A 25,853-nucleotide genomic window follows, 5' to 3' on the forward strand; every position below is an offset into this window, starting at 1 on the left:
CGGAGCCTGATCATGAAGAAGCTGCTGTTCTGTCTGTTGCCGTTAAGCGCGCTGCTGGCCCCACCGGCACATGCCAACCTCTCCATCCATCCGATGCGCGCGGCCGTCGATGGCAAGCGCGGTACGCAGATCCGCGTCTACTCGCACTCCACCCAGCCGCAGTACGTGCAGGCGCGCCTGCTGCGCATCTCGAATCCCGCGCAGGTTGGCGAGGAAGAGGTGGAAATGGAGGCGGCCGATGCCGCGGTCGCCATCACGCCTGGAAAGTTCGCACTCAGTGGTGGTGGCAATCGCCTGATCCGGGTCATTCCGCTGCGTACTGTCGAGAAGGAAGCGGCGTACCGAGTCTATTTCGAGGGGGTAAGGGGCCCGGATGGAACCCTTCTCGAAGATGACGAGCAGGCTGCCCAAGCCAACGTCGGCGTCAGTCTGGTATGGGGCGCGCTGGTGAACGTGCTGCCCACCAACGGCAGCGTGGATCTGCAATTGCAGGGCGACACCCTGCGCAACGTGGGGACCCTGCGGGTCGGCATCACAGGGCTGGCCGAATGCAGCGCCAGTGGTGCCTGTACGACCCACGACTTTGCCAAAAGCCTATACCCCGACGCGGAGTTGAAGCTGCCGTTCCTGCCTCAGCCGGGCAACACCGTGCAGCTGCATTACCGCCTGTCAAAGGACGGCTACCGCGAGCACACAACCACCCTGGCGCCGAGCGCCTGAGTGTTCTGGCCCTGCGCCATGCGCAGGGCCTCATTTCAATGTCCTGTTAAGGAGGGAGAGCATGAACCACGTCTACCGTCGTATCTGGAGTGCCGCCAAGCGTTGCTGGGTGGTTGGAAGTGAGTTGACCAAGCGCGGACCGGCCGCGAGACGCTCTGTCAGCGTGGCGATGAGTGCCGCAATGCTGGCGCTGTCTGCAAATGCCATGGCGATAGAAGGTGCCGAGAAGGAGAATCCAGGCGAGGAGACTGAAACGATTTGGAATGAGCAGGAGGACTCCAGGTACTCAGGCATGCCTATGGATCTCTTTGCGATGACTGGCGGACTGAATGCAGGGCTCTCGTTGACGTCGATTGCCCCTCAGTCCACGCATTACCAATTGGCGATTGTGAACGATGTGGCCTATCGGGATTCCACCGCGACCGGTGATGACACGGTCGTGGTGGGTTCGCGCTCCACCATCTCGGGTAAACGATCAGTTGGCTATGGCAACGGCATCCGTTCAACGGGAGAGCGCAACGTTGCGATCGGCACGAACGTGAAGATCGAACATTGGTACGCCACCGCTGTGGGTGACGGCGCGTATGCCGGCGGCGGCTGGGGTGCCACGGCTTACGGGAATGATTCACGAGCCGACGGCGGCAACGCGATTGCCATTGGCAGCGGCTCGCGGGTGGCTACCGGCGGTGGTATCGGTGGAATTGCGTTGGGTGGTGATGCCCGTGCCGGCACCAGCGGCTATTCGGGAGCCATCGCTGTAGGCAACAAGTCCAATGCATCATATGACGCGATGGCGATAGGTTATGAGTCAAGCGCTTCCGCATCGGGGGCGGTGGCATTGGGCAGGGGCTCAGTTGCCAGCGAAGCGAACAGCGTTTCTGTGGGAAACAGCAGCACCAAGCGTCGAGTCGTCAATGTGGCGGACGCGCGGCTCAACAGCACGAGTTCAGACGCGGTAACGGGCAAGCAGCTGAATGCCACCAATAGCAATGTAACGGCCGCACGCTCCGTCGCCGACTCAGCCAAGACAAACGCTGACAGTGCGTTGGCGAAGGCCAATACGCTCTCCGGCCTTCTGAGCCAGACGTCTGCTTCGGGAAATGTCCGTATAGGTGCAAGCAACAGCGGGACCGTACTGGACGTCCGCAACAGCGCCAGCGCGAATCGCAAGGTCACGGGCGTGGCGGATGGCACACTGAGCACGACCAGCACGGACGCTGTGTCAGGAAAGCAGCTGAACGCGACAAACAGCAATGTCACGGCCGCGCGATCCGTCGCCGACTCGGCCAAGACAAGCGCTGACAGTGCGTTGGCAAAGGCCAATGTGTTCTCGGGCCTGCTGAGTCAGACCTCTGCATCAGGTAACGTCCGCCTCGGTGCAAGTAACAGCGGCACAGTACTGGACGTCCGCAACAGCGCCAGCGCCAATCGCAAGATCACGGGCGTGGCAGATGCCACACTGAGCACGGCCAGCACAGATGCGGTGTCAGGCAAGCAGCTGAATTCCACCAACAGCAATGTTGCGGCCGCGCGCGCCGTCGCCGACGCCGCGAAGACCAATGCTGACAGCGCACTGGCAAAGGCCAACACGCTTTCGGGCCTCCTGAGCGAGACCTCTGCTTCGGGGAACGTTAGGCTGGGCGCATCCAACAGCGGTACCGTCCTGGACGTGCGGAACAGTGCCGGTGCCAATCGCAGGATCGCGGGTGTTGCGGACGCGACGTTGTCCTCGACGAGTACCGATGCGGTGACCGGTCGGCAGCTCAACACCACCAACAGCAATGTCAGCACCGCGATGAGCGATGCCAGTTCCGCCAAGACGACAGCGAATACCGCGCTGACCCAGGTGGGGACGCTCAACGGACTGCTGAATCAGGTCAGTGCCAGTGGCAATGTTCGCGTGGGTTAGAAGAACAGTGGCACCGTAGTGGATGTGCGCAATAGCGCCAATGCGAACCGGAAACTGACCGGCGTGGCCGATGGCGTGGTCAGCGCCAGCAGCTACGAGGCGGTCAATGGCAGGCAGCTCAGTGCCACCAATGACAAGTTGACGACGGTCGAGGGGGTTGCCAAGTCTGCGGGTGCAGATGCTGCCGTGGCGAAAACGGATGCAGCCAAGGCTTTGGCCGAAACCGCGGTGCTGGGCGGGCTGGTGGCGCAGGTTTCCGCGTCCGGCGATGTGCGCCTGGGCGGGAAGAACAGCGGTGCGACGTTGGACGTGCGCAACAACGCCAATGCCAATCGGAAGATCAGTGGTGTGGCGGATGGATTACTGAGCGCAAGCAGTGCTGAGGCTGTGTCCGGGAAACAACTGTACTCAACGAATTCGCGCGTCTCAGATCTTGAGGATGTCGCGCAGTTTGTAAGTATCGGCTCAGCTCCCTTCAGTGAACGCGCACAAGCCGGTGTGGCAGGTGTCGCGGTCGGAAATTCTGCCAAGACGGGACTGGATGGAGGAACCGCGGTAGGCACGTTTGCGGAGGCGATGGGGAAGAACTCCACCGCAATTGGTCGAGCGGCAGCCGTTTCTGAAGATTCCGAGAATGGATTTGCGATGGGGGCGGGTGCACAGGTTGGCGGAGACGCTGGCGGTGCGTATGCAGGTGTGGCGATTGGTGCTAGCGCAAGCGTTGAAAGTGGTGCTCACGGTTCGCTGGCACTTGGAAATGGCTCACTAGCGGATGAAGAAGGAGTTGCGTCATTCGGGGGTGTCGGCATCCAGCGCCGCCTTGTAAACATCGCCCGTGGTACCGCTGACCATAACGCCACGACTGTCTCTCAGCTTAAGGATTCCCTCGGAGCCCTCGGCGGCGGTGCAGGCATGGATGCCAGCGGCAACATCATCGCGCCGACCTACGCGGTGCAGGGTGGAACGCAGAGCACCGTCGAGGATGCACTGATGGCACTCGATGGCGCTGTCATCACCGCAGGCCGTCGCGCGGACAAGGTGGAAGGTCAGCTGAGCTCGATCTTCCAGGATTCACCTTCCGCCCGTGCCGATGGCATGAACCAGATCGCGCTGAATGGCGTGAATGGCATGGTGCTGACCAACCTGGCTGACGGCCGAGTGGCGCCAGGAAGCCGTGATGCCGTAACCGGAAGCCAGTTGCACGCCGCAGAGCAGAAGATCTCGCAGAATCGGAATGATCTGGAGGCGATGCGCAAGGAGCGGGAGATGGGCGCGCAGGCAATGCGTGGATTGGATGCGAGCGGTCCGATCGACTTTGGCGGTGCGCGATTGACTGGTGTGGCCGAGGCGACGCTGTCGGCTGATAGCTCGGACGTTGTGCGCGGAAGTCAGCTATATGAAACCAACAGCCGAGTCTCGGAGCTTGAGGACGTCGCACAGTTTGTGAGTATCGGGTCAGCCCCTTTCAGTGAACGCGCAGAAGCAGGTGTTGCAGGCGTTGCGGTGGGAAATTCAGCAAAGACCGGACTGGAGGGCGGAACTGCGGTAGGGACATTTGCGGAGGCCATGGGAAGGAATTCCACTGCAATTGGTAGAGCGGCGACTGTCTCTGTGGATTCCGAGAGTGGATTTGCAATGGGGGTCGGTGCTCAGGTGGGCGGAGACGCTGGAGGCGCGCGATGGGGTGTGGCGATTGGTGCTGGCGCAAGTGTTGAAAGCGGGGCTCACGGCTCGCTAGCACTTGGATATGGTTCCAATGCAGATGAAGGTGGAGTTGTGTCATTTGGGAGCGTTGGTATCAAGCGCCGCCTCGTAAACATCGCCAACGGCACCGCCAACCACAACGCTGCCACCGTCGGCCAGCTGCGCGGTGCACTCTCCGCACTCGGCAGCGAAGTCGATGCCAACGGCAACATCGTTGGCCCCAGCTTCAACGTGCAGGGCCAGTCCCAATCCACCCTCAATGGTGCATTGGAAGCGCTGGACGGCGCCGTGGTCAGCACCACCTCGCGCGTGAACCAGGTCGAATCCCAGCTCCGCTCCGTCTTCCAGGAAACCCCCTCGGTACGCGCAGATGGCACCCAACAGCTCACCCTGGCCGGCGCCAACGGCATGGTCATCTCCAACGTGGCCAACGGCCTGATCGCGGCCGGCAGCCGCGATGCGGTCAACGGCGGCCAGCTGCATTCGATGCAGCAGCAGCTCAATGGCCGCATGGATGGGCTGGAGCAGCGCATCGACGATCAGCCGCAGGCCCGCGCCATGGCGGCTGCGTCCACGCCGTCGCCTTCCACTGAAGAGATCGCGCCGACACCGGAGACCAGTGGCTCGCCGCAGATCGCCTCGACCGGTGAGGGTGACAAGCCGATGCCGCAGCCAAAGTCGAAGCAGGACGACACGCCCAAGCCGCAGGTCGACACCGCCGACCTGGAGAAGATGCTGGCCCGTGCCAACGAGTACACCGACGGTGCGATCAGCACTTTCGAGCGTCGCCTGGACAAGATGGACAAGCGCTTCAATCGCATGGCGGCGATGAGCAGCGCGCAGAGCGCGATGGCGATGAACACCGCCGGCCTGGCCACGTACAACCGCCTGGGTGCGGGCGTGGGTTACAGCGAGGGCGAGTCGGCGATGGCCGTGGGCTACCAGCGCGTGCTCAACGAGAAGGGCTCGGCCACCTTCAGCCTCAATGGTGCGTTCACCAACAGCGGTGAGCGCAGCATGGGTGTCGGCGTGGGCATCGGCTGGTAAGCCATGCAGCCCCGGCGTGGTGCGCGTAATGAACCCCGCCGCGCCGGGGTCCTTGCCGAGGAGAAGGCAATGTACAGATGGGTAAGTGGAATCGTCAGCTATCGCACGTTTTATATCTGGCGCGCGCGCTATCGCTACTACACCCGGAACCTGGACCTGTGGACGCTGATGAGCGGGCTGTGCATCGCCGGTCTGCTGCTGGTGCTGTGGTACCTGTGGGAGATGCTGGGCGTGCCACCGCCGCGCGTGCACCCGCAGACAGCGGCGCTGCGCATCGACGGCGTCACCAGCGAGGCGATCCATCGCATCGTGCTGGTGCGCCATGCTGGCAGCACGCCGGGTGCCCCGTTCACCACGCCGGAGGAGGTGCGGGCGAGCACGCTGCGCACGATGCGGGTACGCCAGGTGATGGACAGCGAAGTGGTGTGGCGGCTGAAAGCCGACATGCTGGCGGATATTGCTGACTACATCACCGCCACGGGCGGGTGCTTCCCGTACAACTGCCGGCGGGTCCTCGATCGATTGGACTACGTGCGCCAGGCGGGTGTTGAGAACGCGCAGATCAACGCGGCGCTGTCGACAATCCTGGAGGTGCCGCTGGACCAGATGCCGCCGTTGGAGGCAGACGAGCATGAGCGTGTGAAGAGCGGGTGGTCGGATGGATTCAACGACATCTACTACCAGTCCTGGTTGCTGCGGGATCTGCAGGTCATGCACGCACAGATGATGCGGGAGTATCCGCGGCGAGCTCCCGCCCCGTGGTTGCCGCGGTTGTTCAGCGATCCGCTGCGCGATACCCGTTTTGTCTGGTAGCGGGAGCATGATCGGCATCATCTGCCAGGGCAGGTAACACCGCTTTTGTAGAGGCGAGCTTGCTCGACTGCTCTCCGCTCAGCCATCGAAATGCCCGAAGCACAGTGCGGACCAACGGTCCGCACCCACCCAAGGCAGGCACCGCTGCGCTACCGTCACCCGCCGATATACGCGGTGATTTCCGCTTCGGCCAGCAGCTGCCGTAACTGCGCCACCGACGCACGTCGCATAGGCTTCTCATCCACCGGCGACAGCGGTGCCTGGCGCAGGGCATCGTAGGGCAGCACGGCCAGGTCGAAGGTCAGCTCCTCGGCACTGAACACCCACACCGGCACATCCAGGCTGCGCTCGCGATCCATGCGCAGGCGACGCGTCCGCGATTCGGCGGGAATGCCGTGTTCGTCCAGGAAGCGGTGCACGGCTTCCGGGTCGTCGCTGTGCAGGTGCAGCTGCACGGGGCTGTTGGCGTCGGCGGTGCCCTCCAGCACAGGGCCGGCCAGGCGCGGGGCGAAGCCGTGCAGGAACTCCAGCGCACGCATGGCGGCCTCTCGGCGGCGCTGCAGTTCGTTGCCGTGCTGGGGGCCGGAGAACAGTCGCTGGTACTCGCGCAGGGCGTCTTCGATCTCGGTGTTGCGGGGCAGGGAGGCATCGTCGTGGATGCCGAGCCGGCTGGCGGCCTTCAACTTGGCCTGGTGGTAGTCGCGGATGCCGCCTTCAGCCATCAGGCGGGCGGCTTCGTGGGCGAGGCGGTGGCGCCGCTCGCGGGTCTGGCTGGCAGCATGCTGACGGGCGCGATGCATGCGATGACTCCCTGTTGCGACCTGGCTACAGATTAGCGCACGGATGTGACATCTGCGTGGGTATGGCGCGGAGATGCCAACCAACGGTTGGCACCCACCGATGCTTTGGCAGGTGCCGACCTTGGTCGGCACGGGGCGCCAACCAAGGTTGGCAGCTACCAGAGCAGCGCGGGGTTGTGCCCGGCGGATGCATCGATGCCAATCAACGGTTGGCACCCACCGACGCTTTGGTAGGTGCCGACCTTGGTCGGCACGAGGCGCCAACCAAGGTTGGCCTCTACCAAGGCCGCATCGGTGCCAACGCACGGTTGGCACCCACCTGGTCCTTCCTCAGAAGATATCGAACGCGGCGGCGTCGGCCTGCGGCGTATTGAGGTTCAGGTCGTAGTCGGTCAGGCGGTCCATGTCTTCCACCTTCACCCACTCGGTCGCGCCGTTGAGCGTGGCCTGGACCATGCCGCTGGGCGGCTCGTTCTGCGCGATCGGGGTGTCCTTCAGCGCGGTGCGCATGTAGTCGATCCAGATCGGCAGGGCGGCCTTGCCACCGTACTCGCGGTAGCCCAGCGAGCGGAAGTCGTCGCGGCCCACCCACACGGTGGTCACGTACGGGCCGCCGAAGCCGGAGAACCAGGCGTCGCGGTGGTCGTTGGTGGAGCCGGTCTTGCCGCCCACGTCCTCGCGTCCGAGCACCTTGGCCTGCACGCCGGTACCGCGCTGGACCACGTCGCGCATCATCGATACCAGCTGGTAGGCGGTGCGGGCGTCGATCGCACGCGGAGCGGTGCGGGCATCGGGGTTGGCCGGCGCGGCCGGGGTTTCGGTCTTGGCTTCGGCCTTGGCCGCAGCGGCCGGGTCCACCTTCGGGGCCGGGGCGCCGAAGTTGAAGCCGTCCACCACCTGGTTGACCGGCTGGTCGCTGCTGCCGGCGCAGTCGCGGCAGGCCAGCGCCGGGTTTTCCTTGAACACCAGGTTGCCGTCGCGGTCATTGACCTGGTCGATCAGCCAGGTGTCCACGCGCGAGCCGCCGTTGGCGAACACAGCGTAGCCACGGGCCACCGACAGCGGGGTCAGCGAGGCGGTACCCAGCGACATCGACAGGTTCGGCGGCAGTTCGGATTCGGCGAAACCAAATTCGCTGATGTACTTGCGCGCGTAGTCCACGCCCATGCCATCGAGCAGGCGCACCGAGACCAGGTTGCGCGACTGCACCAGCGCCTCACGCAGGCGCATCGGGCCGCGGAAGCCGCCGCCGTCGTTCTGCGGGGCCCAGGTCTTGCCGCGGCGGTCGCGGAACACGACGGGCGCGTCGAGCACGATCGAGGCCGGGTTGTAGCCCTTGTCGAAGGCCGCGGCGTAGATGAAGGGCTTGAAGCTGGAACCCGGCTGGCGTCGGGCCTGGGTGGCACGGTTGAACTTGTTGCCGGAGAAGCTGAAGCCACCGACCAGCGCCTTCAGGGCGCCGTTGTGGGCGTCCAGCGAGACCAGCGCGGACTGGCCGCGCGGGATCTGGTCCAGCAGCCACTCACCTTCCTTGGCACCGGCACGCACGCGCACGATGTCGCCGCGCTGCACCAGCTTGCCCGGGGTCTTGTTGGTCCACTTGGCGGCACCGGCCGGCAGCACGATCTCGCTGCGGTTGGCCAGCACCACGGTGGCGCTGCCATCGGCGCCGGTGCTGGCGACGATCGCCGGCAGCAGGCCGGCCTGGCCGTACATGCCGCGCAGGTGCTCGGCCAGGGCGGCGGCGTCTTCGCCGGCACCCACCTGCACCTGCTTCTCCACGCCGTGCCAGCCGTGGCGGTGGTCGTACAGCAGCAGGCCGTCGCGCACCGACTGGTTGGCGGCGGTCTGCAGGGTGGAGTCGATGGTGGTGGTGACGTGGTAACCCTTGTTGACCACATCCCCGCCGAAGCGGGCGATCATTTCCTGGCGCACCAGCTCGGCCACGTACGGCGCGTCGACCTGCACCGGCGGCTCATGGGCGGTGGCGTGCATCGGCACGGCCTTGGCCGCGTCGGCCTCGGCCTGGCTGACGAACTTCAGGTCGGCCATGCGCTGCAGCACGTAATTGTCGCGGCGCTGGCGGGCGCGCTCCGGATTGGAGATCGGATTGCCCGAGGACGGGAACTTGGGGATGCCGGCCAGCGAGGCCATCTCGTCCAGGTCCAGCTCGTTCAGCTTCTTGCCGTAGTAGAACTCGGCGGCGGCGGCCACGCCGTAGGCGCGGTTGCCGAAGAAACTCTTGTTCAGGTACAGCTCGAAGATCTCGTCCTTGCTCAGCTCGGACTCGATCTTCCGTGCCAGCAGGATCTCGGCCAGCTTGCGGGTGTAGCTGTACTCGGAGCTGAGGAAGAACTGGCGGGCCACCTGCTGGGTGATGGTGGAACCACCCGGCACGCGCTTGTCGTTGGTGGTGGCCAGCAGCCACACCGCACGGCCGATGCCCATGTAGTCCACGCCGCCATGCTCGTAGAAGCGGGCGTCCTCGGTGGCCAGGAAGGCCTGCTTCAGGCGCTCGGGCACGTCCTTCATGGTGATCGGGGTGCGCCGGGTCTCGCCGAACACCGCCATCAGCTTGCCGTCGGCAGCATAGACGTACATCGGCTCCTGCATTTCCACGTCGCGCAGGGTCTGCACGTCGGGAAGCTTGGAGGACACAGCGTAGTACAGACCGCCCACGGCGGCCGCGCCGATCAGCGCCAGGACCAGGACAATCAGGAAGATCCAGCGCAGCCAGCGGCGGAGTCGAGTCATCGGGTTCAGATTCCGATTGCGAATTTCGTGGTCGCAGAGTATAGATTACGCAAGGTGGCGGCTGGGGTCGGCACCGGGGAGCGCAAGGGGAACAGTCAGGGGCTGCATCGTGAATCCGTGAGGAACTTCACAGCAGGGCCGTTGCCATTTGCTAAGAATACGTTATTAATGCTCGGGCGCAGGTCTTGCGTCCAAGTGCCCGTCGGCAGGGGAGAAACCGTGGGGCTCATCCCAAAAAGTCAGTCGCCGCTTGTAGGCGTCGACATCAGTTCGACTGCGGTAAAGCTTTTGCAGCTGTCCCGCAGCGGCAATCGTTTCCGTGTGGAACATTACGCTGTGGAACCTCTTCCGCCGAACGCGGTGGTAGAGAAGAACATCGTGGAAGTGGAGGCCGTGGGTGAGGCCATCCGCCGTGCGATGAACCGTTCAGGCAGCAAGGCCAAGCTGGCCGCTGCCGCCGTCGCCGGGTCGGCGGTGATCACCAAGGTGATCCCGATGCCGGCCGAGCTCGACGAGAACGACATGGAAGCCCAGATCGAGCTGGAAGCGGTCAACTACATTCCGTACCCGATCGAGGAAGTAAACCTGGACTTCGAGGTGATCGGGGCGATCCCGAACAACCCGGAGATGGTCCAGGTGCTGCTGGCCGCGTCGCGTTCGGAGAACGTGGAACTGCGCCAGTCGGCCCTGGAACTGGGTGGCCTGCAGGCCAAGGTGATGGACGTGGAGGCCTTCGCGGTCGAGAACGCCTACGCCCTGGTCGCCAGCGAGCTGCCGGTGTCCATCGACGGCGTGGTCGCGCTGGTCGATATCGGCGCCACCATGACCACCCTCAACGTCCTGCGCGGCGGCCGCAGCCTGTACAGCCGCGAACAGGTGTTCGGTGGCAAGCAGCTGACCGACGAGATCATGCGCCGTTACGGCCTGAGCTACGAGGAGGCCGGCCTGGCCAAGCGCCAGGGCGGGCTGCCGGAAAGCTACGAGATGGAAGTGCTGGAGCCGTTCAAGGAAGCCACGGTCCAGCAGATCAGCCGCCTGCTGCAGTTCTTCTATGCAGGCAGTGAGTTCAACCGCGTTGATCACATCGTGCTGGCCGGCGGCTGCGCCGTGCTGGGCGGGCTGCCGGAAATGGTCGAGGAGCAGCTGGGCGTGCCGACCGTGGTCGCCAACCCGCTGGCACAGATGACGTTGGGCCCGAAGGTGAACGCGCATGCGCTGGCCCAGGATGCCCCCGCGCTGATGATCGCCACCGGTCTGGCGCTGAGGAGCTTCGACTGATGGCACGCATCAATCTATTGCCCTGGCGCGCCGAGCGGCGCAAGCAACGCCAGCGCGAGTTCTACGCAATGCTGGGCATGGCCGCGATCGGTGGCCTGCTGCTGTCGCTGCTGATCTGGTTCTATTACGACCGGCAGGTGAGCGGCCAGATGGACCGCAATGCCTATCTGGAAGCCGAGATCGAGAAGGTCAAGGAACAGAACAAGGAGATCGATCGCCTCGATGCGCAGAAGGACCGCCTGCTGGCCCGCAAGAAGGTGATCGAGGAACTGCAGGCCAAGCGCTCGCAGATGGTCCACCTGTTCGACGCGTTGGTGCGCACGATTCCCGACGGCGTGGTGCTGACCGCCCTGCAGCAGGAGGGGGACATGCTCACCCTCGAGGGACGCACCCAGTCCAATGCACGCGTGTCGGCTTACATGCGCAACCTGGAAACCTCCGGCTGGATGACCAACCCGGAGCTGTCGATCATCCAGGCCAGTGCCGGCGACAAGAGTGCAGCCGGTCCGGTATCGGACATCAAGGCACTGCCGTACATGTTCAAGGTCACGGTGAAGCTGCCGGCGCAGAGTGAAGAGACAGGCACTGCCGGTTTGAATGCGGATGGCAGCGTGGCGGCTGCCCCGGCTGCGACGCCCGCCGTGGCGCCGCTTGCCGCCGGCCCCGATGCGGCGGCCCCGGCTGCTGCACCAGCACCGGCCCCGGCCCAACCGGCGGCGGCCCCGGCCGCAGCACCCGCCAGCGCACCGGCGCCTGCACCGGCCAAGCCGAACCAGCCCGCCGCACCGGCTCCGGCCGCCAGGCCTGAGGGCAGCCGCCTGGCGCAGCCGCCGCAGGCCTCTTACGCCCCGCTGCAGGGGGGCCGCGCATGAGCCAGAAAATCGATCTGAAGAACCTGGATTTCAACGACATCGGCAACTGGCCGCAGAAGGCCAAGATCGTCTTCTGTTCGTTGCTGGCCCTGGTCATCATGTTCGTTGCATGGATGCTGCTGATCAGCGGCAAGCGCGATGAACTGGCCAGCCTGGAATCGAAGGAAAGCGATCTGCGTACCGAGTTCTCCAAGCAGCAGGAACGCGCGGTGAACCTGGGGCCGCTGAAGCAGCAGCTGGCGCAGATGGAGCAGGTGCTGCAGCAGATGCTGCGGCAGCTGCCCAGCAAGACCGAAATGCCGGACCTGATCATCGACATCTCGCAGACCGCGCTGTCCAGCGGCCTGACCAGCCAGCTGTTCGAACCGGAACAGGAGCAGGTCAAGGAGTTCTACGCCGAGAAGCCGATCAAGCTGAAGATGGTGGGCAGCTACCACCAGTTCGGTGCGTTCGTCAGTGGCGTGGCCTCGCTGCCGCGCGTGGTGATCCTGACCATGCACGACATCAATCTGAAGCCGGCGGACAAGGCTGGCGGCGGTGGTTCGCGTGCCGGTGCGCTGGAATTGTCCGGCACGGTCAAGACCTACCGGTATCTCGACGAGACCGAGGTGCAGGAACAGCAGAAGGCTGAAGCCGGCAAGGAGGGCAGCAAGTGATCCGTTCCTTCTTTGCACGCTGCGGGATGGCCGCTGCCGTGTTGCTGCTGGCCGCCTGCGGCCGTGGCGTGACCAGCACGCCGGGCGATGCGCCGAATCTCGAGAAGTGGGTGGAAGGCGAACGTGCCCGGCCGGCGCAGCCGCTGGAACCGTTGCCTGTGATGCAGCAGTTCGAGACCTTCGAATACTCCGCGCAGGGCCTGCGTGATCCGTTCACCGATGCCTGGACCAATCCGCAGGGGAATGGCGGATTGCGGCCGGATCCGAACCGGCGCAAGGAGCCCCTGGAGGGCTTCCCGCTGGACGCACTGGACATGGTCGGTACCATCGGCACCGGCGGCGGCACCGTCGCACTGGTGATGGGGCCGGACAAGGTGACCTACCGGGTGCGCCCGGGCGGTTACCTGGGGCAGAGCGACGGGCGGGTCACTGCGGTCTTCGAAGACCGTGTGGAGCTGATCGAACTGGTGCCGGATGGCGCGGGTGGCTGGCTGGAACGGCCGGCAACGCTCTCGCTTGAAGATCAATGATCGTTTACTGGGGATAGCACGATGACCTTTCACCAAGCCAAGGGGCTGCGTCCCAACCGGCGCTCTACCTTGAACCGTGTCAGCGCGTTGGGAGTCGCGCTGATGCTGGCCTGCGCTCCGGCGCTGGCCGCCGCACCGGCGGAGAAGCCGGTGGGCACCACCGTCTCACCGGCCGCGGCACCGGCCGGCCTGTCGGTGGCCAAGATCGATTTCAAGCGCGGCGATGATGGCGCGGGCCGCCTGATCGTGCAGTTTGACGGCCAGGGCGCGATCCCGGACCTGCGCACGCAGGGCAACAGCGTGGTGGTCGACGTGGGCAATGCCCGCCTGCCGGCCAACCTGCAGAAGCCGTTGAACGTCGTCGACTTCGCCACGCCGGTGCAGCGCATCGACGCCAAGCCGTCCGGCGCCGGCACCCAGCTGGTGCTGAGCACCGGCGGTGCGGTGGAGTCGCTGGCCTACCAGAGCGGCAACGAATACGTGGTGGAGATCAGCGCGCGGCAGGCTCCGGCCGCCGTCGGTGCAGTGACCGCCGGCAGCGTCACCCAGGCCGCAAAGGCCGTCGGCCAACGTGGCTTCACCGGCAAGCCGGTGACCTTCAACTTCCAGGACGTGCCAGTGCGCACCGTGCTGCAGTTGATCGCCGAAGAGTCCAACCTCAACGTGGTGGCCTCCGACTCGGTGCAGGGCAATGTGACCCTGCGCCTGGTCAACGTGCCGTGGGACCAGGCACTGGACATCGTGCTGCGTGCCAAGGGCCTGGACAAGCGACGCGATGGCAGCGTGATCTGGGTCGGCCCGCAGGCAGAGCTGGCCAAGTTCGAGCAGGAGAAGGAAGACGCGCGCATCGCCATCGAGAACCGCGAAGACCTGGTGACCGATTACGTCCAGATCAACTACCACAGCGCCACCCAGATCTTCAAAGCCCTGACCGAAGCCAAGGGCATCGGCGGGGGTGGCGGTGGTGGCGCAGGTGGCGGTGGTGGTGGGTCGTCGCAGGAGGAGAGTGGCTTCCTGTCCGGCCGTGGCCGCATCGTTGCCGACGAGCGCACCAACACGCTGATGATCAGCGACATTCCGAAGAAGATCGCGCGCATGCGTGAGCTGATCAACGTGATCGACCGCCCGGTCGACCAGGTGCTGATCGAAAGCCGCATCGTGATCGCCACCGATACGTTCGCGCGTGAGCTGGGCGCGCGGTTCGGCATCAGTGGCAGCCGCGACAACGCCTACTTCAGCGGCAATCTGGAAGCCAACGAGGCAACCCGCAAATCGCAGGTCGAAGCCAATGCGACCAACGCCAAGGCCTACCGCGACTGGCTGGCCGGTGGCAGTACGGGCCCGGCGCCGGTGCCGGTCGGCTCGGCAATCACCCGTGGCCTGAACTGGGCCATGCCGGCGGCGTCCACCAACCCGGCAGGCTCGCTTGCGCTGTCGATCCTCAATGCCGGCTACCTGCTGGACGTCGAGCTGTCGGCCATGCAAGAGGAGTCGCGTGGTGAAGTGATCTCCAACCCGCGCGTGGTCACCACCAACCAGCGCGAGGCCCTGATCAAGCAGGGTAAGGAAATCGGCTATGTGACCATCAGCGCCGGTGCGGGCGGTGTCGCTACGCCGAACGTGCAGTTCAAGGAAGTGGTGCTGGAACTGAAGGTCACCCCGACTATCACCAACGACAACCGCGTGTTCCTCAACATGCAGGTGAAGAAGGATGAAGTGGACCGGCTGATCCAGCTGGAAGGCTATGGCACCGTGCCGTCGATCAACCGCCGCGAAGTGAACACCGCAGTGCTGGTCGAGGACGGGCAGACCGTGGTCATCGGTGGTGTGTACGAGTTCACCGACCGCAACAGCATCAGCAAGGTTCCGTTCCTGGGCGATGTACCGTTCCTGGGCAACCTGTTCAAGAAGCGTGGCCGCAGCAAGGACAAGGCCGAGCTGCTGGTGTTCGTTACCCCGAAGGTGCTGCGCGTAGCCAGGCAGAACTGAGCCAGCGCACCCGCGACACGAAGAAGGGCCGCCATGTGCGGCCCTTCTTCGTTCATGCCGGACGTAATCCGCGGATGATCCGGTAGATCCACGCCCTGCGTGGAGGAGAGGCCCGTTCAGCCGTTCTTGATGCCAATCGCAGGGCACCCTGCGATGATGTGGGGAACCCGTGCCGTCCCGCGCCGGTCAAAGGCCCCCATGAACCTGCCACCGCCGATGCCCGAAACCGCCTCGCCGCCGCCCGCGCCGGCCGCCTCCCGCCTGCATGGCGCCTTCAACCAGTTGCGCGACGCGCTGTCGGCCGAAATCGTCGGCCAGGCGGCTTTGGTCGAACGCCTGTTGATCGCATTGCTGGCCGACGGGCACCTGCTGGTGGAGGGCGCCCCGGGACTGGCCAAGACCACGGCCATCCGCGCACTGGCCTCGCGCCTGGAGGCGGATTTCGCCCGCGTGCAGTTCACCCCCGACCTGCTGCCGGCCGACCTGACCGGCACCGAGATCTGGCGCCCGCAGGAAGGGCGCTTCGAATTCGTACCCGGCCCGATCTTCCACCCGATCCTGCTGGCCGATGAAATCAATCGCGCGCCAGCCAAGGTGCAGTCGGCACTGCTGGAAGCGATGGGCGAGCGCCAGGTCACCGTTGGCCGCCACACCTATGCGTTGCCGCCGCTGTTCCTGGTGATGGCCACGCAGAACCCGATCGAGCAGGAAGGTACCTTCCCGCTGCCGGAAGCGCAGCTGGACCGTTTCCTGATGCACGTACGCATCGGCTATCCGGACCAGGCCGCCGAATCGGAGATCCTGCGGCTCGCCCGCGAGCGTGCCCGTGGCGCACTGGGCGAAGCGGCACCCGCACCGGCGAAGCTGCCGATGCAGGATGTGTTCGACGCCCGCCGCGAAGTGCTGGACCTGCACATGGCGCCGGCGCTGGAACGCTACCTGATCGAGCTGGTGCTGGCTTCGCGTGATCCGGCGCGCTATGACGCTGGCCTGGGCCGCCGCATTGCCTGGGGCGCCAGCCCGCGCGGTTCCATCGCACTGGAACGCTGCGCGCGTGCGCGCGCCTGGCTGGCCGGCCGCGATTTCGTCACCCCTGATGATGTGCGTGCGGTCGCTGCCGACGTGCTGCGCCATCGCGTGCTGCCCAGCTACGAAGCCACTGCCGAAGGCTGGGATGGCGAACGCCTGGTGCAGGAGCTGCTGGCCCGGGTGCCGGCGCCCTGAGCCTGCGCATGACCGATCCATCCCTGGAAGCCGCATCCACCGCCAGTGATGGCGACGGACTGCGCCCGCACCTGTCCGAACTGGTGGCCCTGCGCCGGCTGGCACAGCGGCCGCCGCCGCCACGCCGTGGCCGTGCCGGCAACGCCGGGCAGGCGCCGTCGCCGCTGCGTGGGCGTGGCATGGAGTACGCCGAGTCACGCGAGTACGTGGCCGGTGATGATGCACGGCATATCGACTGGCGCGTGACCGCGCGGACCGGCCGTGCCCATACCAAGCTGTTCCAGGCCGAGCGCGAGCGGGTCAGCCTGATCGTGGCCGATACGTCGCCGGCGCTGTATTTCGGCACCCGCGTGCGATTCAAGTCGGTGCAGGCGGCCCGCGCGGGCGCCGTCGCCGCGTGGTCGGCGCAGCGCCGCGGTGATCGCGTGGGTGCCCTGCGCGGCAGCGACCGCGAAGCGCCGATTGCACCCGCGGGTGGGCCGCGTGGTGTACTGCGCGTGCTCGACGCACTCACCCGCTGGTACACACAGCCGCCCGCCGACGATCTCGGCCTGGAACGCGCGCTGGACCATGCCGCCCGCGTGCTGCGCCCCGGGGCGCGCATGCTGGTGCTGGCCGATCCGCAGCAGGCCGCGCGGATTCCCGTCGTGCGCTGGAGCGCGCTGGCCCAGCACCATGACCTCAGCCTGGTGCTGCTGGTCGATCCCCTCGAACTGCAACCGCCCTCGGCGGCCCTGCAGTTCCAGACCGCGCAGCAGCGCATTGGCCTCGACCTGCGTCGCAGCGAGGTGCAGGCGCACTGGCAGGCGCATTTTGTCGAACCACTGCAGGCGCTGCGCCGCCAGCTCGGCGCACGCCGCGTTGACGTGCAGGTGTTGTCCACCGATGCGCCCAGCGACGCCTGGTTGGCACCACCGGTAACCGAGGTGCCGGCATGAGCGCCAACCTTCCGCTGCGCGATGTGCAGTTGCCGCCGGCACCGTCGTGGTGGCCGCCGGCCCCCGGCTATCTGATGGTCGGGGGCGCGGTGTTGCTGGTGATCCTGGCGCTGGCCCTGCTGTGGTGGAAACGCCGCCGTCGTCGCCAACGCTGGTTGCAGGCGTTCGACCAGGAGCTGACCACCACCGCCGATGCCACCGCGGAACTGGCGGCGATCGCCGGCCTGCTGCGTCGCGCCGCGCGACAGGCACAGCCCGGCAGTGAATCCCTGCGTGACGATGCCTGGTGGCAGCGCGTGGATCCGAAGGGCACGTTGCCGGATGCGCGCCGCAACCTCCTGGCCGAAGGTGCCTATCGTCCCCGCGTGGACGCCAGCGAAGTGGCGGCCGTGCGTAGCTGGGCGCGCGGGCGCTACCTGGCGATGCTGCTGGAGCGCCGCCGATGAACCTGCTGGCAAGTTACTGGCCGTGGCCTGACCTGCAGCTGGCGTGGCCGCTGGCCCTGCTGGCGTTGCCGCTGCCACTGCTGATGCGCTGGTGGAAGCGTCGTGCCGATCCCGGTGCTGCGCTGCGCGTGCCCTATGCGGCGACGGAACTGGAAGCGCTGGCCGGTGGCGGCCGCGTTGATGTTTCGTGGCTGCGTACGCTGCTGTTGTGGCTGGGCTGGTGCGCGCTGTGCGTCGCACTGGCTCGCCCGCAACAGCTGGGTGAAGCGATCACGCCACCGCAGCAGGGCCGGCAGATGATGCTGGCGATGGACGTGTCCGGCAGCATGGGCGAGGGCGACATGGTGCTGGGGGGGCAGGCGGTGGATCGCCTCACCGCAGCCAAGGCCGTGCTGGCCGATTTCCTGGATCGTCGTGCCGGCGATCGCATCGGCCTGCTGATCTTCGGGGACCGCGCTTATACGCTCACGCCACTCACTGCGGACCTGGCCAGTGTGCGCGACCAGCTGCGCGACAGCGTGGTCGGCCTGGCCGGGCGCGAGACGGCCATCGGTGATGCCATCGGCCTGGCGGTGAAGCGCCTGCGCAGCCAGCCGGAAGGGCAACGTGTACTGATCCTGCTGACCGACGGCGTCAGCAATGCCGGCGTGCTGGAACCGCTGCGTGCGGCCGAAGTCGCGCAGGCTGAAGGGGTGCGCATCCACACCGTCGCGTTTGGTGGCGATGGCAGCATGCGCTTCCTCGGTATTCCGATTTCCGCTGACCAGGACCCGGTCGACGAGGCCACGTTGAAGAAGATTGCCAGTCTGACCGGTGGCCAGTTCTTCCGCGCACGCGATACCGCGCAGCTGGCCGGCATCTACGCCGAACTGGATCGTCTGGAGCCGATCGCTGCGAAGGGGCCGAGCCTGCGCCCGCGCGAGGAGCGCTATGCGTGGCCATTGGGCCTGGCCTTGCTGCTGGGGGCATTGGCATGGGTGTGGCCGGAGCGCCGTCGATGATCGCGTTGGCATCCCATCTTCCCGACTGGAATGCACTGCACTTCCTGCGCCCGGAATGGCTGTGGGCCTTGCTGGCCTTGCCGGTGATTCTCGCCGTGGCACTGTACCGGCAGCGGCGCAGCGATGCGTGGCGGCAGGCGGTGGATGCGCACCTGTTGCCGCATCTGCTGGCAGCCGGTGCTCGCCGTCGCGTGCGGCTGCCATTGGCAGTGCTGCTGGGGTGGACGCTGGCAGCACTGGCGATGGCGGGGCCGAGCTGGCGGCAGCAGGCACAGCCGATGTTCCAGCCCAGCGCACCGCTGCTGATCGTGCTGGATCTGTCCAGCCGCATCACTGCCACCGACCTGCCACCGTCGCGCCTGCTGCAGGCAAGGGCCAAGGTCGGCGAGCTCCTGCGTGCACGCAAGGGTGGGCAGGTGGGGCTGGTGGTGTACGCCGAAGATGCCTACACCGTCGCGCCGCTGACCGATGACGGCAGCAACGTCGCGCTGTATCTGGATGCCTTGTCGCCGGATGTGATGCCGCGTGATGGCCAGCGTGCCGACCGTGGCATCGACTGGGCCACGCGGCTGATGCGGCAGATCGCTGCAGCGCAGGGACAGATCCTGCTGGTCACCGATCAAGCCGATGGTGAAGCTGCATTGGCGGCCGCGCAGGCACGTGGACTCGGCCTGCAGGTGTCGGTGCTGGGGCTCGGTACACCGGCGGGTGCGGCGTATCGTGACGACAGCGGACAGATCCGCCAGGCTGCGCTGGACGAAGGTCGCCTGCGTGCGGTGGCCACGGCAGGTGGCGGTCGCTATGCTCGCATCACCGCCGATGGCAGTGACCTGCGCGCACTGGGTGTGCTTGATGCACGCGAAGGTACTGCGGCGCAGCGGCCCGGCGAGGGCAGGCAATGGCGCGATGAAGGATTCTGGCTGCTGCCACCGGTGATGCTGCTGGCGCTGCTCGCCTTCCGCCGCCGCGCGCTGCTGGCCGCAGTGCTGGCGGTGGGCCTGTTGCCATGGATGGGGGATGTGCAGGCGCAGGCAGCTCCAGCGCCCGCTTCGCCGCCATCGCAGGGCACGCTGTGGAAGCGGTCCGACCAGTTGCAGCACCAGCGCCTGGCCGACGGCGTGCAGGCCTATCGCGCGGGCGACTTCGCCACTGCGCGCAAGCAGTTCGAGGGCATCGACAGTGATGCGGGCTGGTACAACCTGGCCAACACGCTGGCGCGCCAGGGCAGCTACGACGAAGCCATCGCCGCCTACGACCGCGCGCTGGCGCTGCATCCCGGCATGGCCGATGCGGTCGCCAACCGTGCCGTGGTTGATGCCGCACGCAAGCGCAAGCAGTCGGGGGGGCGGGGCCAGGACCAGCAGAAACCGCAGCAGAACGGGCAGCAGAAGCAGCAGAACAATTCACAGGGCCAGCGGAACCCGCAGGGCCAGCAACCGCAGCAGGGCCAGAAGGATCCAGGACAGGGTCAGCCACCATCTCAGCAGGGCCAGCAGGGGCAGCCCCAGGCGGGTAACGACGACGCGCAGTCGGCGCCTCAGCCCGGTGAGCGTGGCCGCGATGGACAGCAGGCGCCACCACAGGTGGAGGATGCCAAGGCGCAGGCCCAGGCTGATGAGCAGCAGCGCCAGCGCATGCAGCAGGCGATGCAGCAGGCACGTGAGGGCAAGGGCGAACAGGATGGCAAACCCGTGCCAGGCAGTGACGGCACTACTCCGCGCCAGCGCGAAGAGCAACAGGCGGTGGAGGCGTGGATGCGACGCGTGCCGGATGATCCGGGCGCATTGCTGCGGGCCAAGTTCCAGCTGGAAAACGAGCGCAGGAAGAGGGAAGGGCGATGACGAGGGCGATCAACATGCACGGGCACTGGCCCCGACAGGTACTGGCGGCGCTGCTGCTGTGGCTGCCGCTGCTGGCCTGGGCGCAGCCGCGCGCGTGGCTGGACCGCGACCGCATCGCGATGGGCGACACGGTCACGCTCAATGTCGAGAGCGACCAGGGCGCCCCTGACTTCACACCGTTGCGTACCGACTTCGACCTCAGCGGGCAGACCAGCAGCCGCCAGGTGGAGTGGAGCAACGGCAGCATGCAGCAGCGCAACCTGTATGGCGTGGCGCTGACGCCACGGCGCAGCGGCGCACTGGTGGTGCCGGGCCTGCAGGTGGGCAGCGTCCGTACCGCGCCGCTGACCCTGCAGGTGGATGCCGCTGCCGTGGCCGGCCCCGACAGCAATGCGGTGGCATTCATCGAAACCGTTGTCGATGACGAAACGCCGTATGTGCAGCAGAGCGTAGGCGTGGTGGTGAGGCTGTTCTTCGCCTCTCAGCTGGCCTCTGGCGAACTGGTGCTGGATACCCCGGCGGGTGCGTCGTTGCAGCGGGTGGGCGATGACCGCACCGATGTGCGGCAGGTCAACGGCCGCCGCTACAACGTGGTCGAGCGCCGCTTCCTGCTGATCCCCGAGCGCAGCGGTGCACTTCGGCTGGCCGGTGCGCGTTTCAGTGGGCGCAGTGCCGGTGGCTTCTTCGACGACTTCTTCGGCGGCGGCGACGGCCGCATGAATGCCACCGGCGCCGATCGCACGCTGCAGGTGCAGGCGCAACCGGCACAGGCGCCGCAGCCATGGCTTCCGCTGCAGAGTCTCCAGCTGCGCTACACCAGTGCGCCGACCAGCGCCCGTACCGGTGAGGCCGCCACTGTGGTGGTCGAGGCGATTGCCGAAGGGGCAACCCGCGCACAGTTCACCGACCTGCCGGTGCCGGATCTGGGCACCCATGCGCAGGTATTCGCCGAACCTGCGCAGTACGAAGAATCGTTCAATGGCAGCACGCCGCGGCTGAAGATCACCCGCCGCTATTCGATCGTGCCGCGCCAGCCGGGTTCGCTAGTGGTGCCGGGGCCGCGTCTGCCGTGGTGGGACGTGCGCAATGGCAAGGCAGAGGAAGCGAAGTTGCCGGACTTGACGCTGACGGTTGCGGCGGGCAATGGCGCTGGCAATGGCTCGCCGGCACCGCTGCCGCCAATCGACACCGACGCCGCGCTGCCCGGCAGCGATGGCCAGGACAGCCGCATCGCCGCGACCGATCCGCGCGCCGGTGGTCTGGCCGAACGCCCGTGGCCGTGGATGGGCGCGGCCATTGGCCTGGCGCTGCTGTGGCTGCTGACTCTGTTGTGGGGCTGGCAGCGAGGCCGCCGACCGCGTGCGGCGACGCCTGCAGCCGGCAAGCCCTCTGTGCCGACTGTGGCGCGCGGACGTGCCGGCCTGGCCGAGCTGCGCCGCACGCTGGATGGCGAAGGCTTCGATCAGGTGGAAGCGCAGCTGTGCGCGATGGCCGGAGTTGAGCGCATCGAGCAGGTCATCGCGCGGTTGGATGACCCTGGCCAGCGCCAGGTGCTGCAGGACCTGCAGCAGGCACGCTGGGGCGGGCAGGGCGACCTGGCATCGCTGCGCGCGCGTCTGCGCGAGGTCTTCCGTGACGGACCGCACTGGTCGGCGGCTACCGGCGCCGCTGACACTGGCCTGGCGCCGCTGTATCCAACGCGGCGAACCTGAACCGGCGCCGCTTGCGCGCTTTGTTAGAGTGCATTCATTTTTCGAGGAAACCCGCGCATGACAGCAGCTGCTGCCGACAAGAAGAAGTTGCCCCTGCATTGGAAGATGGGCATCGGCTTTGCGATCGGCCTGATCCTGGGACTGATCGTGCACGCCCTGGGCGGCAGCGTCGATGGTCTGCAGGCCGGTGCCAAGTGGGTAATGGACTACATCACCACCCCGGCGTCGGGCCTGTTCCTCAACCTGATCTTCATGCTGATCGTGCCGCTGATCTTCTCGGCGCTGATCATGGGCGTGTCGGAGATGGGCGACATCCGCGCCCTTGGCCGCATCGGCTGGAAGACCCTGGCGTATACCGTGCTGCTGTCCGGCATTGCCGTGGGCATCGGCCTGGTGCTGGTCAACCTGCTCAAGCCGGGTGCCGGCGTCGATCCGCAGGTCGCTGCGATGATGCTCTCGGAGAACGCCGAGCGCAGCAAGGAAATCGTTGCTGGCATCCATGGCACGCCGAAGGGCATGGACATGCTGCTGTCGATCGTGCCGAGCAACGTGCTGCAGGCCGCGTCCGACAACGGCGCGATCCTGTCGCTGATGTTCTTCGCGCTGATGTTCGGCATCGGCATGGTGCTGACCGACAATGAGAAGGTCGCGCCGCTGCGCCGCGCCATTGAAGGCGTGTTCGAAATCTCGATGACCCTGATCAACCTGGTCATCCGCCTGGCCCCGTATGCGGTGGCCTGCTTCATGTTCAACCTGGCCGCGCTGTTCGGCTTCGAGCTGATCATCCGCCTCGGTGCCTACGTGGGCGTGGTGGTGCTGGCACTCGGCCTGCACATGATCGTGACCTACGGTACCGCCGTGTGGCTGTCCGGCCGTTCGCCGCTGTCGTTCTTCCGCGATACCCAGGAAGCGACGGTGATGGCGTTCTCCACCGCCTCCAGCAACGCCACCCTGCCGACCGCGCTGCGCGTGGCCGACCAGATGGGCCTGCCGCAGCGCGTGTCGCGCTTCGTGCTGACCGTGGGCGCCACCGCCAACCAGAACGGCACCGCGCTGTTCGAGGGCGTGACGGTGATCTTCCTGGCCCAGTTCTTCGGCGTGGACCTGAGCATCGGCCAGCAGATCATGGTGATGGCGGTCTGCATCCTCGGTGGCATCGGCACCGCCGGCGTGCCGTCGGGCTCGCTGCCGGTGGTGGCGATGATCTGTGCGATGGTGGGCGTGAACCCGCTGGGCATTGGCCTGATCCTGGGCGTGAACCACTTCCTGGACATGTGCCGTACGGCGCTGAACGTGACCGGCGACCTGGCCCTGACCACCCTGGTGGCCAAGGGCGAATCGCACGACGGCCCGGCGCTGGGCCCGCAGCAGGACTGAGTCCAACGCCACCGCTGGCGACCTGATCGGGGTCGGATTCCTTTCCGCAAGGAAAGGGCTCCGACCCCGCTTCACATGCGGAATCCGGGGGAGATGACGACGTTGCCGGCCAGCGGCCGGCACGACCGGGCAAGGTGAACCGACCCCCCGCCCGGCGACTATGGGACAATAGGCCGCCCGCACGTCCGCGGCCGCCTCCCGATTCCGACAGAACCATGACGCAGCCTACCCGTCGCCAGTTGGCCAACGCCATCCGCTTCCTTGCCGCCGATGCGGTTGAAACCGCAAAGTCCGGCCACCCCGGCATGCCCATGGGCATGGCCGACATCGCCGAAGTCCTCTGGAACGACTATCTCCGCCATAACCCGAGCAACCCGCACTGGTTCAACCGCGACCGTTTCGTGCTGTCCAACGGCCACGGTTCGATGCTGCAGTACGCGCTGCTGCACCTGAGTGGTTACGACCTGCCGATCGAGCAGCTGAAGCTGTTCCGCCAGCTGGGCAGCCACACCGCCGGTCACCCGGAGCGCCACGAGACCCCGGGCGTGGAAACCACCACCGGCCCGCTGGGCCAGGGTTTCGCCAATGCCGTGGGCTTCGCCCTGGCCGAGAAGCTGCTGGCACAGCGCTTCAACCGCCCGGAGCTGGAAGTGGTCGACCACCGCACCTGGGTGTTCATGGGCGATGGCTGCCTGATGGAAGGCGTGTCGCATGAAGCCGCTTCGCTGGCCGGTACCTGGGGCCTGCACAAGCTGGTCTGCTTCTGGGACAACAACCACATCTCCATCGACGGCAACGTCGAGGGCTGGTTCACCGACAACACCCCGGAGCGTTTCGAGGCCTATGGCTGGAACGTGGTGCGCGATGTCGATGGCCATGACCCGGAGAGCATCAAGGCCGGCATCGAGGCCGCGCTGTCGCAGAGCGACAAGCCGACCCTGATCTGCTGCCGCACCACCATTGGCTTTGGTTCGCCGAACAAGGCGGGCAAGGAATCCAGCCACGGCGCACCGCTGGGCAAGGACGAACTGGAAGCCACCCGCAAGCAGCTGGGCTGGGAATACGGTCCGTTCGAGATCCCGCAGGCGATCTACGACGGCTGGCGCGCCAACGGCGCCGGCACGCTGCGCCAGGCCGAGTGGGAACAGCTGTTCGACAAGTACGCCAGCCAGTACCCGGCTGAAGCAGCCGAACTGACCCGCCGCTCGCATGGCGAACTGCCGGCCGACTTCGTTGCCAAGGCCGATGCCTACATCGCCCAGGTGGCCGCCGAAGGCCCGACGATCGCCTCGCGCAAGGCGTCGCAGCTGGCCATCGAAGCCTATGCACCGCTGCTGCCGGAAATCGTCGGCGGCTCGGCTGACCTGGCGCACTCCAACCTGACCCTGTGGAAGGGCAGCAAGTCGGTTGCCAGCGACGACGCCAACGCCAACTACGTGTACTACGGCGTGCGCGAGTTCGGCATGACCGCCATCGCCAACGGCCTGGCCCTGCACGGTGGCTTCATTCCGTTCGACGCCACCTTCCTGGTGTTCAGCGACTACGCCCGCAACGGCGTGCGCATGAGCGCGCTGATCCCGGCCCACGCCATCCACGTCTACACCCACGACTCGATCGGCCTGGGCGAAGACGGCCCGACCCACCAGCCGGTGGAGCACCTGGCTTCGCTGCGCTACATCCCGAACAACGACGTGTGGCGTCCGTGCGATGCGGTCGAGTCGGCGGTGAGCTGGAAGGCTGCGATCACCCGCCAGGACGGCCCGAGCTGCCTGGTGTTCAGCCGCCAGAACCTGCCGCACCAGCCGCGCAACGCCGAGCAGATCGCCCAGATCGAGCGCGGTGGCTACGTGCTGGCCGACGCTGCCGGTACCCCGGACGTGATCCTGATCGCCACCGGTTCGGAAGTCTCGCTGGCCACCGAAGCCAAGGCCCAGCTGGACGCGGCCGGCCTCAAGACCCGCGTGGTCTCGATGCCGTCCACCGACGTGTTCCTGCGCCAGGATGCGGCCTACCGTGAATCGGTGCTGCCGAACGCCGTGCGCAAGCGCGTGGCGGTGGAAGCCGGCGTCACCGGCTTCTGGCGCCAGTTCGTCGGCCTGGACGGTGCCGTGATCGGTATCGACACCTTCGGTGCCTCGGCCCCGGCCGACCAGCTGTACAAGCACTTCGGCATCACCACTGCCCACGTGGTGGAAGCGGCCAAGTCGCTGTAAGCAGCTTCGCGACGTAATGAGGAAAGGCC

General features: G+C 66.4%; 17 protein-coding genes and 1 pseudogene. 16 read left to right on the top strand and 2 right to left on the bottom strand.

The genetic code is table 11. The annotated features are described in order from the left end of the window. Positions 1 to 12 precede the first annotated feature (12 nt). The 3 genes and pseudogenes from AC5P99_RS00965 (at position 13) to AC5P99_RS00975 (ending at position 6,193) form a co-directional block, all read left to right on the top strand. Positions 13 to 720: a pilus assembly protein gene (locus tag AC5P99_RS00965; RefSeq protein ID WP_495212805.1), complete on the top strand. Its 708-nt coding sequence runs from the start codon at positions 13 to 15 to the stop codon at positions 718 to 720. A 61-nt stretch (positions 721 to 781) separates the two neighbouring features. Further along, a pseudogene (locus tag AC5P99_RS00970) lies at positions 782 to 5,380 on the top strand (ESPR-type extended signal peptide-containing protein). Positions 5,381 to 5,449: 69 nt separating this feature from the next. After that, complete coding sequence (locus tag AC5P99_RS00975) at positions 5,450 to 6,193, top strand: hypothetical protein (protein ID WP_049450474.1); 744 nt, start codon at positions 5,450 to 5,452, stop codon at positions 6,191 to 6,193. Positions 6,194 to 6,348: 155 nt separating this feature from the next. On the opposite strand, the gene AC5P99_RS00980 is transcribed toward AC5P99_RS00975, so the two are convergent. Both AC5P99_RS00980 and AC5P99_RS00985 read right to left on the bottom strand, forming a co-directional pair. After that, the gene (locus AC5P99_RS00980) at positions 6,349 to 6,993 is read right to left on the bottom strand and encodes a hypothetical protein (RefSeq protein ID WP_043034094.1); all 645 of its coding nucleotides are present in this window, start codon (positions 6,991 to 6,993) and stop codon (positions 6,349 to 6,351) included. 330 nt (positions 6,994 to 7,323) lie between these two features. Further along, the gene (locus AC5P99_RS00985) at positions 7,324 to 9,747 is read right to left on the bottom strand and encodes a penicillin-binding protein 1A (RefSeq protein WP_005410861.1); all 2,424 of its coding nucleotides are present in this window, start codon (positions 9,745 to 9,747) and stop codon (positions 7,324 to 7,326) included. 219 nt (positions 9,748 to 9,966) lie between these two features. Between AC5P99_RS00985 and AC5P99_RS00990 the strand changes: the two genes are divergently transcribed. The 13 genes from AC5P99_RS00990 (at position 9,967) to tkt (ending at position 25,824) form a co-directional block, all read left to right on the top strand. Next, on the top strand, positions 9,967 to 11,025 hold the full coding sequence (locus AC5P99_RS00990) for a pilus assembly protein PilM (RefSeq protein WP_005410860.1): 1,059 nt from the start codon (positions 9,967 to 9,969) through the stop codon (positions 11,023 to 11,025). Beyond that, the gene (locus tag AC5P99_RS00995) at positions 11,025 to 11,897 is read left to right on the top strand and encodes a PilN domain-containing protein (protein WP_111193300.1); all 873 of its coding nucleotides are present in this window, start codon (positions 11,025 to 11,027) and stop codon (positions 11,895 to 11,897) included. The genes AC5P99_RS00990 and AC5P99_RS00995 overlap by 1 nt, the downstream gene beginning before the upstream one ends. Beyond that, the gene (locus AC5P99_RS01000; RefSeq protein ID WP_049450471.1) at positions 11,894 to 12,553 is read left to right on the top strand and encodes a type IV pilus inner membrane component PilO; all 660 of its coding nucleotides are present in this window, start codon (positions 11,894 to 11,896) and stop codon (positions 12,551 to 12,553) included. Before AC5P99_RS00995 ends, AC5P99_RS01000 begins: the two co-directional genes overlap by 4 nt. 26 nt (positions 12,554 to 12,579) lie before the next feature. Next, positions 12,580 to 13,083, top strand: coding sequence for a pilus assembly protein PilP (locus AC5P99_RS01005; RefSeq protein ID WP_044571441.1), 504 nt, complete (start codon positions 12,580 to 12,582; stop codon positions 13,081 to 13,083). Between the two features lie 21 nt (positions 13,084 to 13,104). After that, positions 13,105 to 15,072 carry a type IV pilus secretin PilQ gene (locus AC5P99_RS01010; protein WP_495212806.1) on the top strand — a complete coding sequence of 656 codons (1,968 nt, stop codon included), beginning with the start codon at positions 13,105 to 13,107 and terminating at the stop codon, positions 15,070 to 15,072. A 198-nt stretch (positions 15,073 to 15,270) separates the two neighbouring features. Continuing rightward, positions 15,271 to 16,296, top strand: coding sequence for an AAA family ATPase (locus AC5P99_RS01015; RefSeq protein ID WP_099604839.1), 1,026 nt, complete (start codon positions 15,271 to 15,273; stop codon positions 16,294 to 16,296). A gap of 8 nt (positions 16,297 to 16,304) precedes the next feature. After that, positions 16,305 to 17,234 carry a DUF58 domain-containing protein gene (locus AC5P99_RS01020; protein ID WP_099604840.1) on the top strand — a complete coding sequence of 310 codons (930 nt, stop codon included), beginning with the start codon at positions 16,305 to 16,307 and terminating at the stop codon, positions 17,232 to 17,234. Continuing rightward, positions 17,231 to 17,680, top strand: coding sequence for a DUF4381 family protein (locus AC5P99_RS01025; RefSeq protein ID WP_099604841.1), 450 nt, complete (start codon positions 17,231 to 17,233; stop codon positions 17,678 to 17,680). Before AC5P99_RS01020 ends, AC5P99_RS01025 begins: the two co-directional genes overlap by 4 nt. Further along, positions 17,677 to 18,681 (top strand): vWA domain-containing protein, encoded by a 1,005-nt coding sequence (locus AC5P99_RS01030; protein ID WP_005410851.1) that lies wholly within the window; start codon positions 17,677 to 17,679, stop codon positions 18,679 to 18,681. Before AC5P99_RS01025 ends, AC5P99_RS01030 begins: the two co-directional genes overlap by 4 nt. Further along, on the top strand, positions 18,678 to 20,522 hold the full coding sequence (locus AC5P99_RS01035; protein WP_088436873.1) for a VWA domain-containing protein: 1,845 nt from the start codon (positions 18,678 to 18,680) through the stop codon (positions 20,520 to 20,522). The genes AC5P99_RS01030 and AC5P99_RS01035 overlap by 4 nt, the downstream gene beginning before the upstream one ends. Beyond that, the gene (locus AC5P99_RS01040; protein WP_099604842.1) at positions 20,519 to 22,234 is read left to right on the top strand and encodes a BatD family protein; all 1,716 of its coding nucleotides are present in this window, start codon (positions 20,519 to 20,521) and stop codon (positions 22,232 to 22,234) included. Before AC5P99_RS01035 ends, AC5P99_RS01040 begins: the two co-directional genes overlap by 4 nt. A 57-nt stretch (positions 22,235 to 22,291) precedes the next feature. Then, the gene (locus AC5P99_RS01045; RefSeq protein ID WP_005410848.1) at positions 22,292 to 23,611 is read left to right on the top strand and encodes a dicarboxylate/amino acid:cation symporter; all 1,320 of its coding nucleotides are present in this window, start codon (positions 22,292 to 22,294) and stop codon (positions 23,609 to 23,611) included. Positions 23,612 to 23,826: 215 nt separating this feature from the next. Next, the gene (gene tkt, locus AC5P99_RS01050) at positions 23,827 to 25,824 is read left to right on the top strand and encodes a transketolase (protein WP_005410847.1); all 1,998 of its coding nucleotides are present in this window, start codon (positions 23,827 to 23,829) and stop codon (positions 25,822 to 25,824) included. Positions 25,825 to 25,853: the final 29 nt, after the last annotated feature.

Source organism: Stenotrophomonas sp. YJH_SMC_80 (assembly GCF_059372495.1).

Excerpts from the sequence above, each read along its gene's own strand:
- AC5P99_RS00965 (WP_495212805.1), top strand. The coding sequence starts at position 13 with ATGAAGAAGCTGCTGTTCTGTCTGTTGCCGTTAAGCGCGCTGCTGGCC.
- AC5P99_RS00975 (WP_049450474.1), top strand. The coding sequence starts at position 5,450 with ATGTACAGATGGGTAAGTGGAATCGTCAGCTATCGCACGTTTTATATC.
- AC5P99_RS00980 (WP_043034094.1), bottom strand. The coding sequence starts at position 6,993 with ATGCATCGCGCCCGTCAGCATGCTGCCAGCCAGACCCGCGAGCGGCGC.
- AC5P99_RS00985 (WP_005410861.1), bottom strand. The coding sequence starts at position 9,747 with ATGACTCGACTCCGCCGCTGGCTGCGCTGGATCTTCCTGATTGTCCTG.
- AC5P99_RS00995 (WP_111193300.1), top strand. The coding sequence starts at position 11,025 with ATGGCACGCATCAATCTATTGCCCTGGCGCGCCGAGCGGCGCAAGCAA.
- AC5P99_RS01000 (WP_049450471.1), top strand. The coding sequence starts at position 11,894 with ATGAGCCAGAAAATCGATCTGAAGAACCTGGATTTCAACGACATCGGC.
- AC5P99_RS01005 (WP_044571441.1), top strand. The coding sequence starts at position 12,580 with ATGGCCGCTGCCGTGTTGCTGCTGGCCGCCTGCGGCCGTGGCGTGACC.
- AC5P99_RS01010 (WP_495212806.1), top strand. The coding sequence starts at position 13,105 with ATGACCTTTCACCAAGCCAAGGGGCTGCGTCCCAACCGGCGCTCTACC.
- AC5P99_RS01015 (WP_099604839.1), top strand. The coding sequence starts at position 15,271 with ATGAACCTGCCACCGCCGATGCCCGAAACCGCCTCGCCGCCGCCCGCG.
- AC5P99_RS01020 (WP_099604840.1), top strand. The coding sequence starts at position 16,305 with ATGACCGATCCATCCCTGGAAGCCGCATCCACCGCCAGTGATGGCGAC.
- AC5P99_RS01025 (WP_099604841.1), top strand. The coding sequence starts at position 17,231 with ATGAGCGCCAACCTTCCGCTGCGCGATGTGCAGTTGCCGCCGGCACCG.
- AC5P99_RS01030 (WP_005410851.1), top strand. The coding sequence starts at position 17,677 with ATGAACCTGCTGGCAAGTTACTGGCCGTGGCCTGACCTGCAGCTGGCG.
- AC5P99_RS01035 (WP_088436873.1), top strand. The coding sequence starts at position 18,678 with ATGATCGCGTTGGCATCCCATCTTCCCGACTGGAATGCACTGCACTTC.
- AC5P99_RS01040 (WP_099604842.1), top strand. The coding sequence starts at position 20,519 with ATGACGAGGGCGATCAACATGCACGGGCACTGGCCCCGACAGGTACTG.
- AC5P99_RS01045 (WP_005410848.1), top strand. The coding sequence starts at position 22,292 with ATGACAGCAGCTGCTGCCGACAAGAAGAAGTTGCCCCTGCATTGGAAG.
- tkt (WP_005410847.1), top strand. The coding sequence starts at position 23,827 with ATGACGCAGCCTACCCGTCGCCAGTTGGCCAACGCCATCCGCTTCCTT.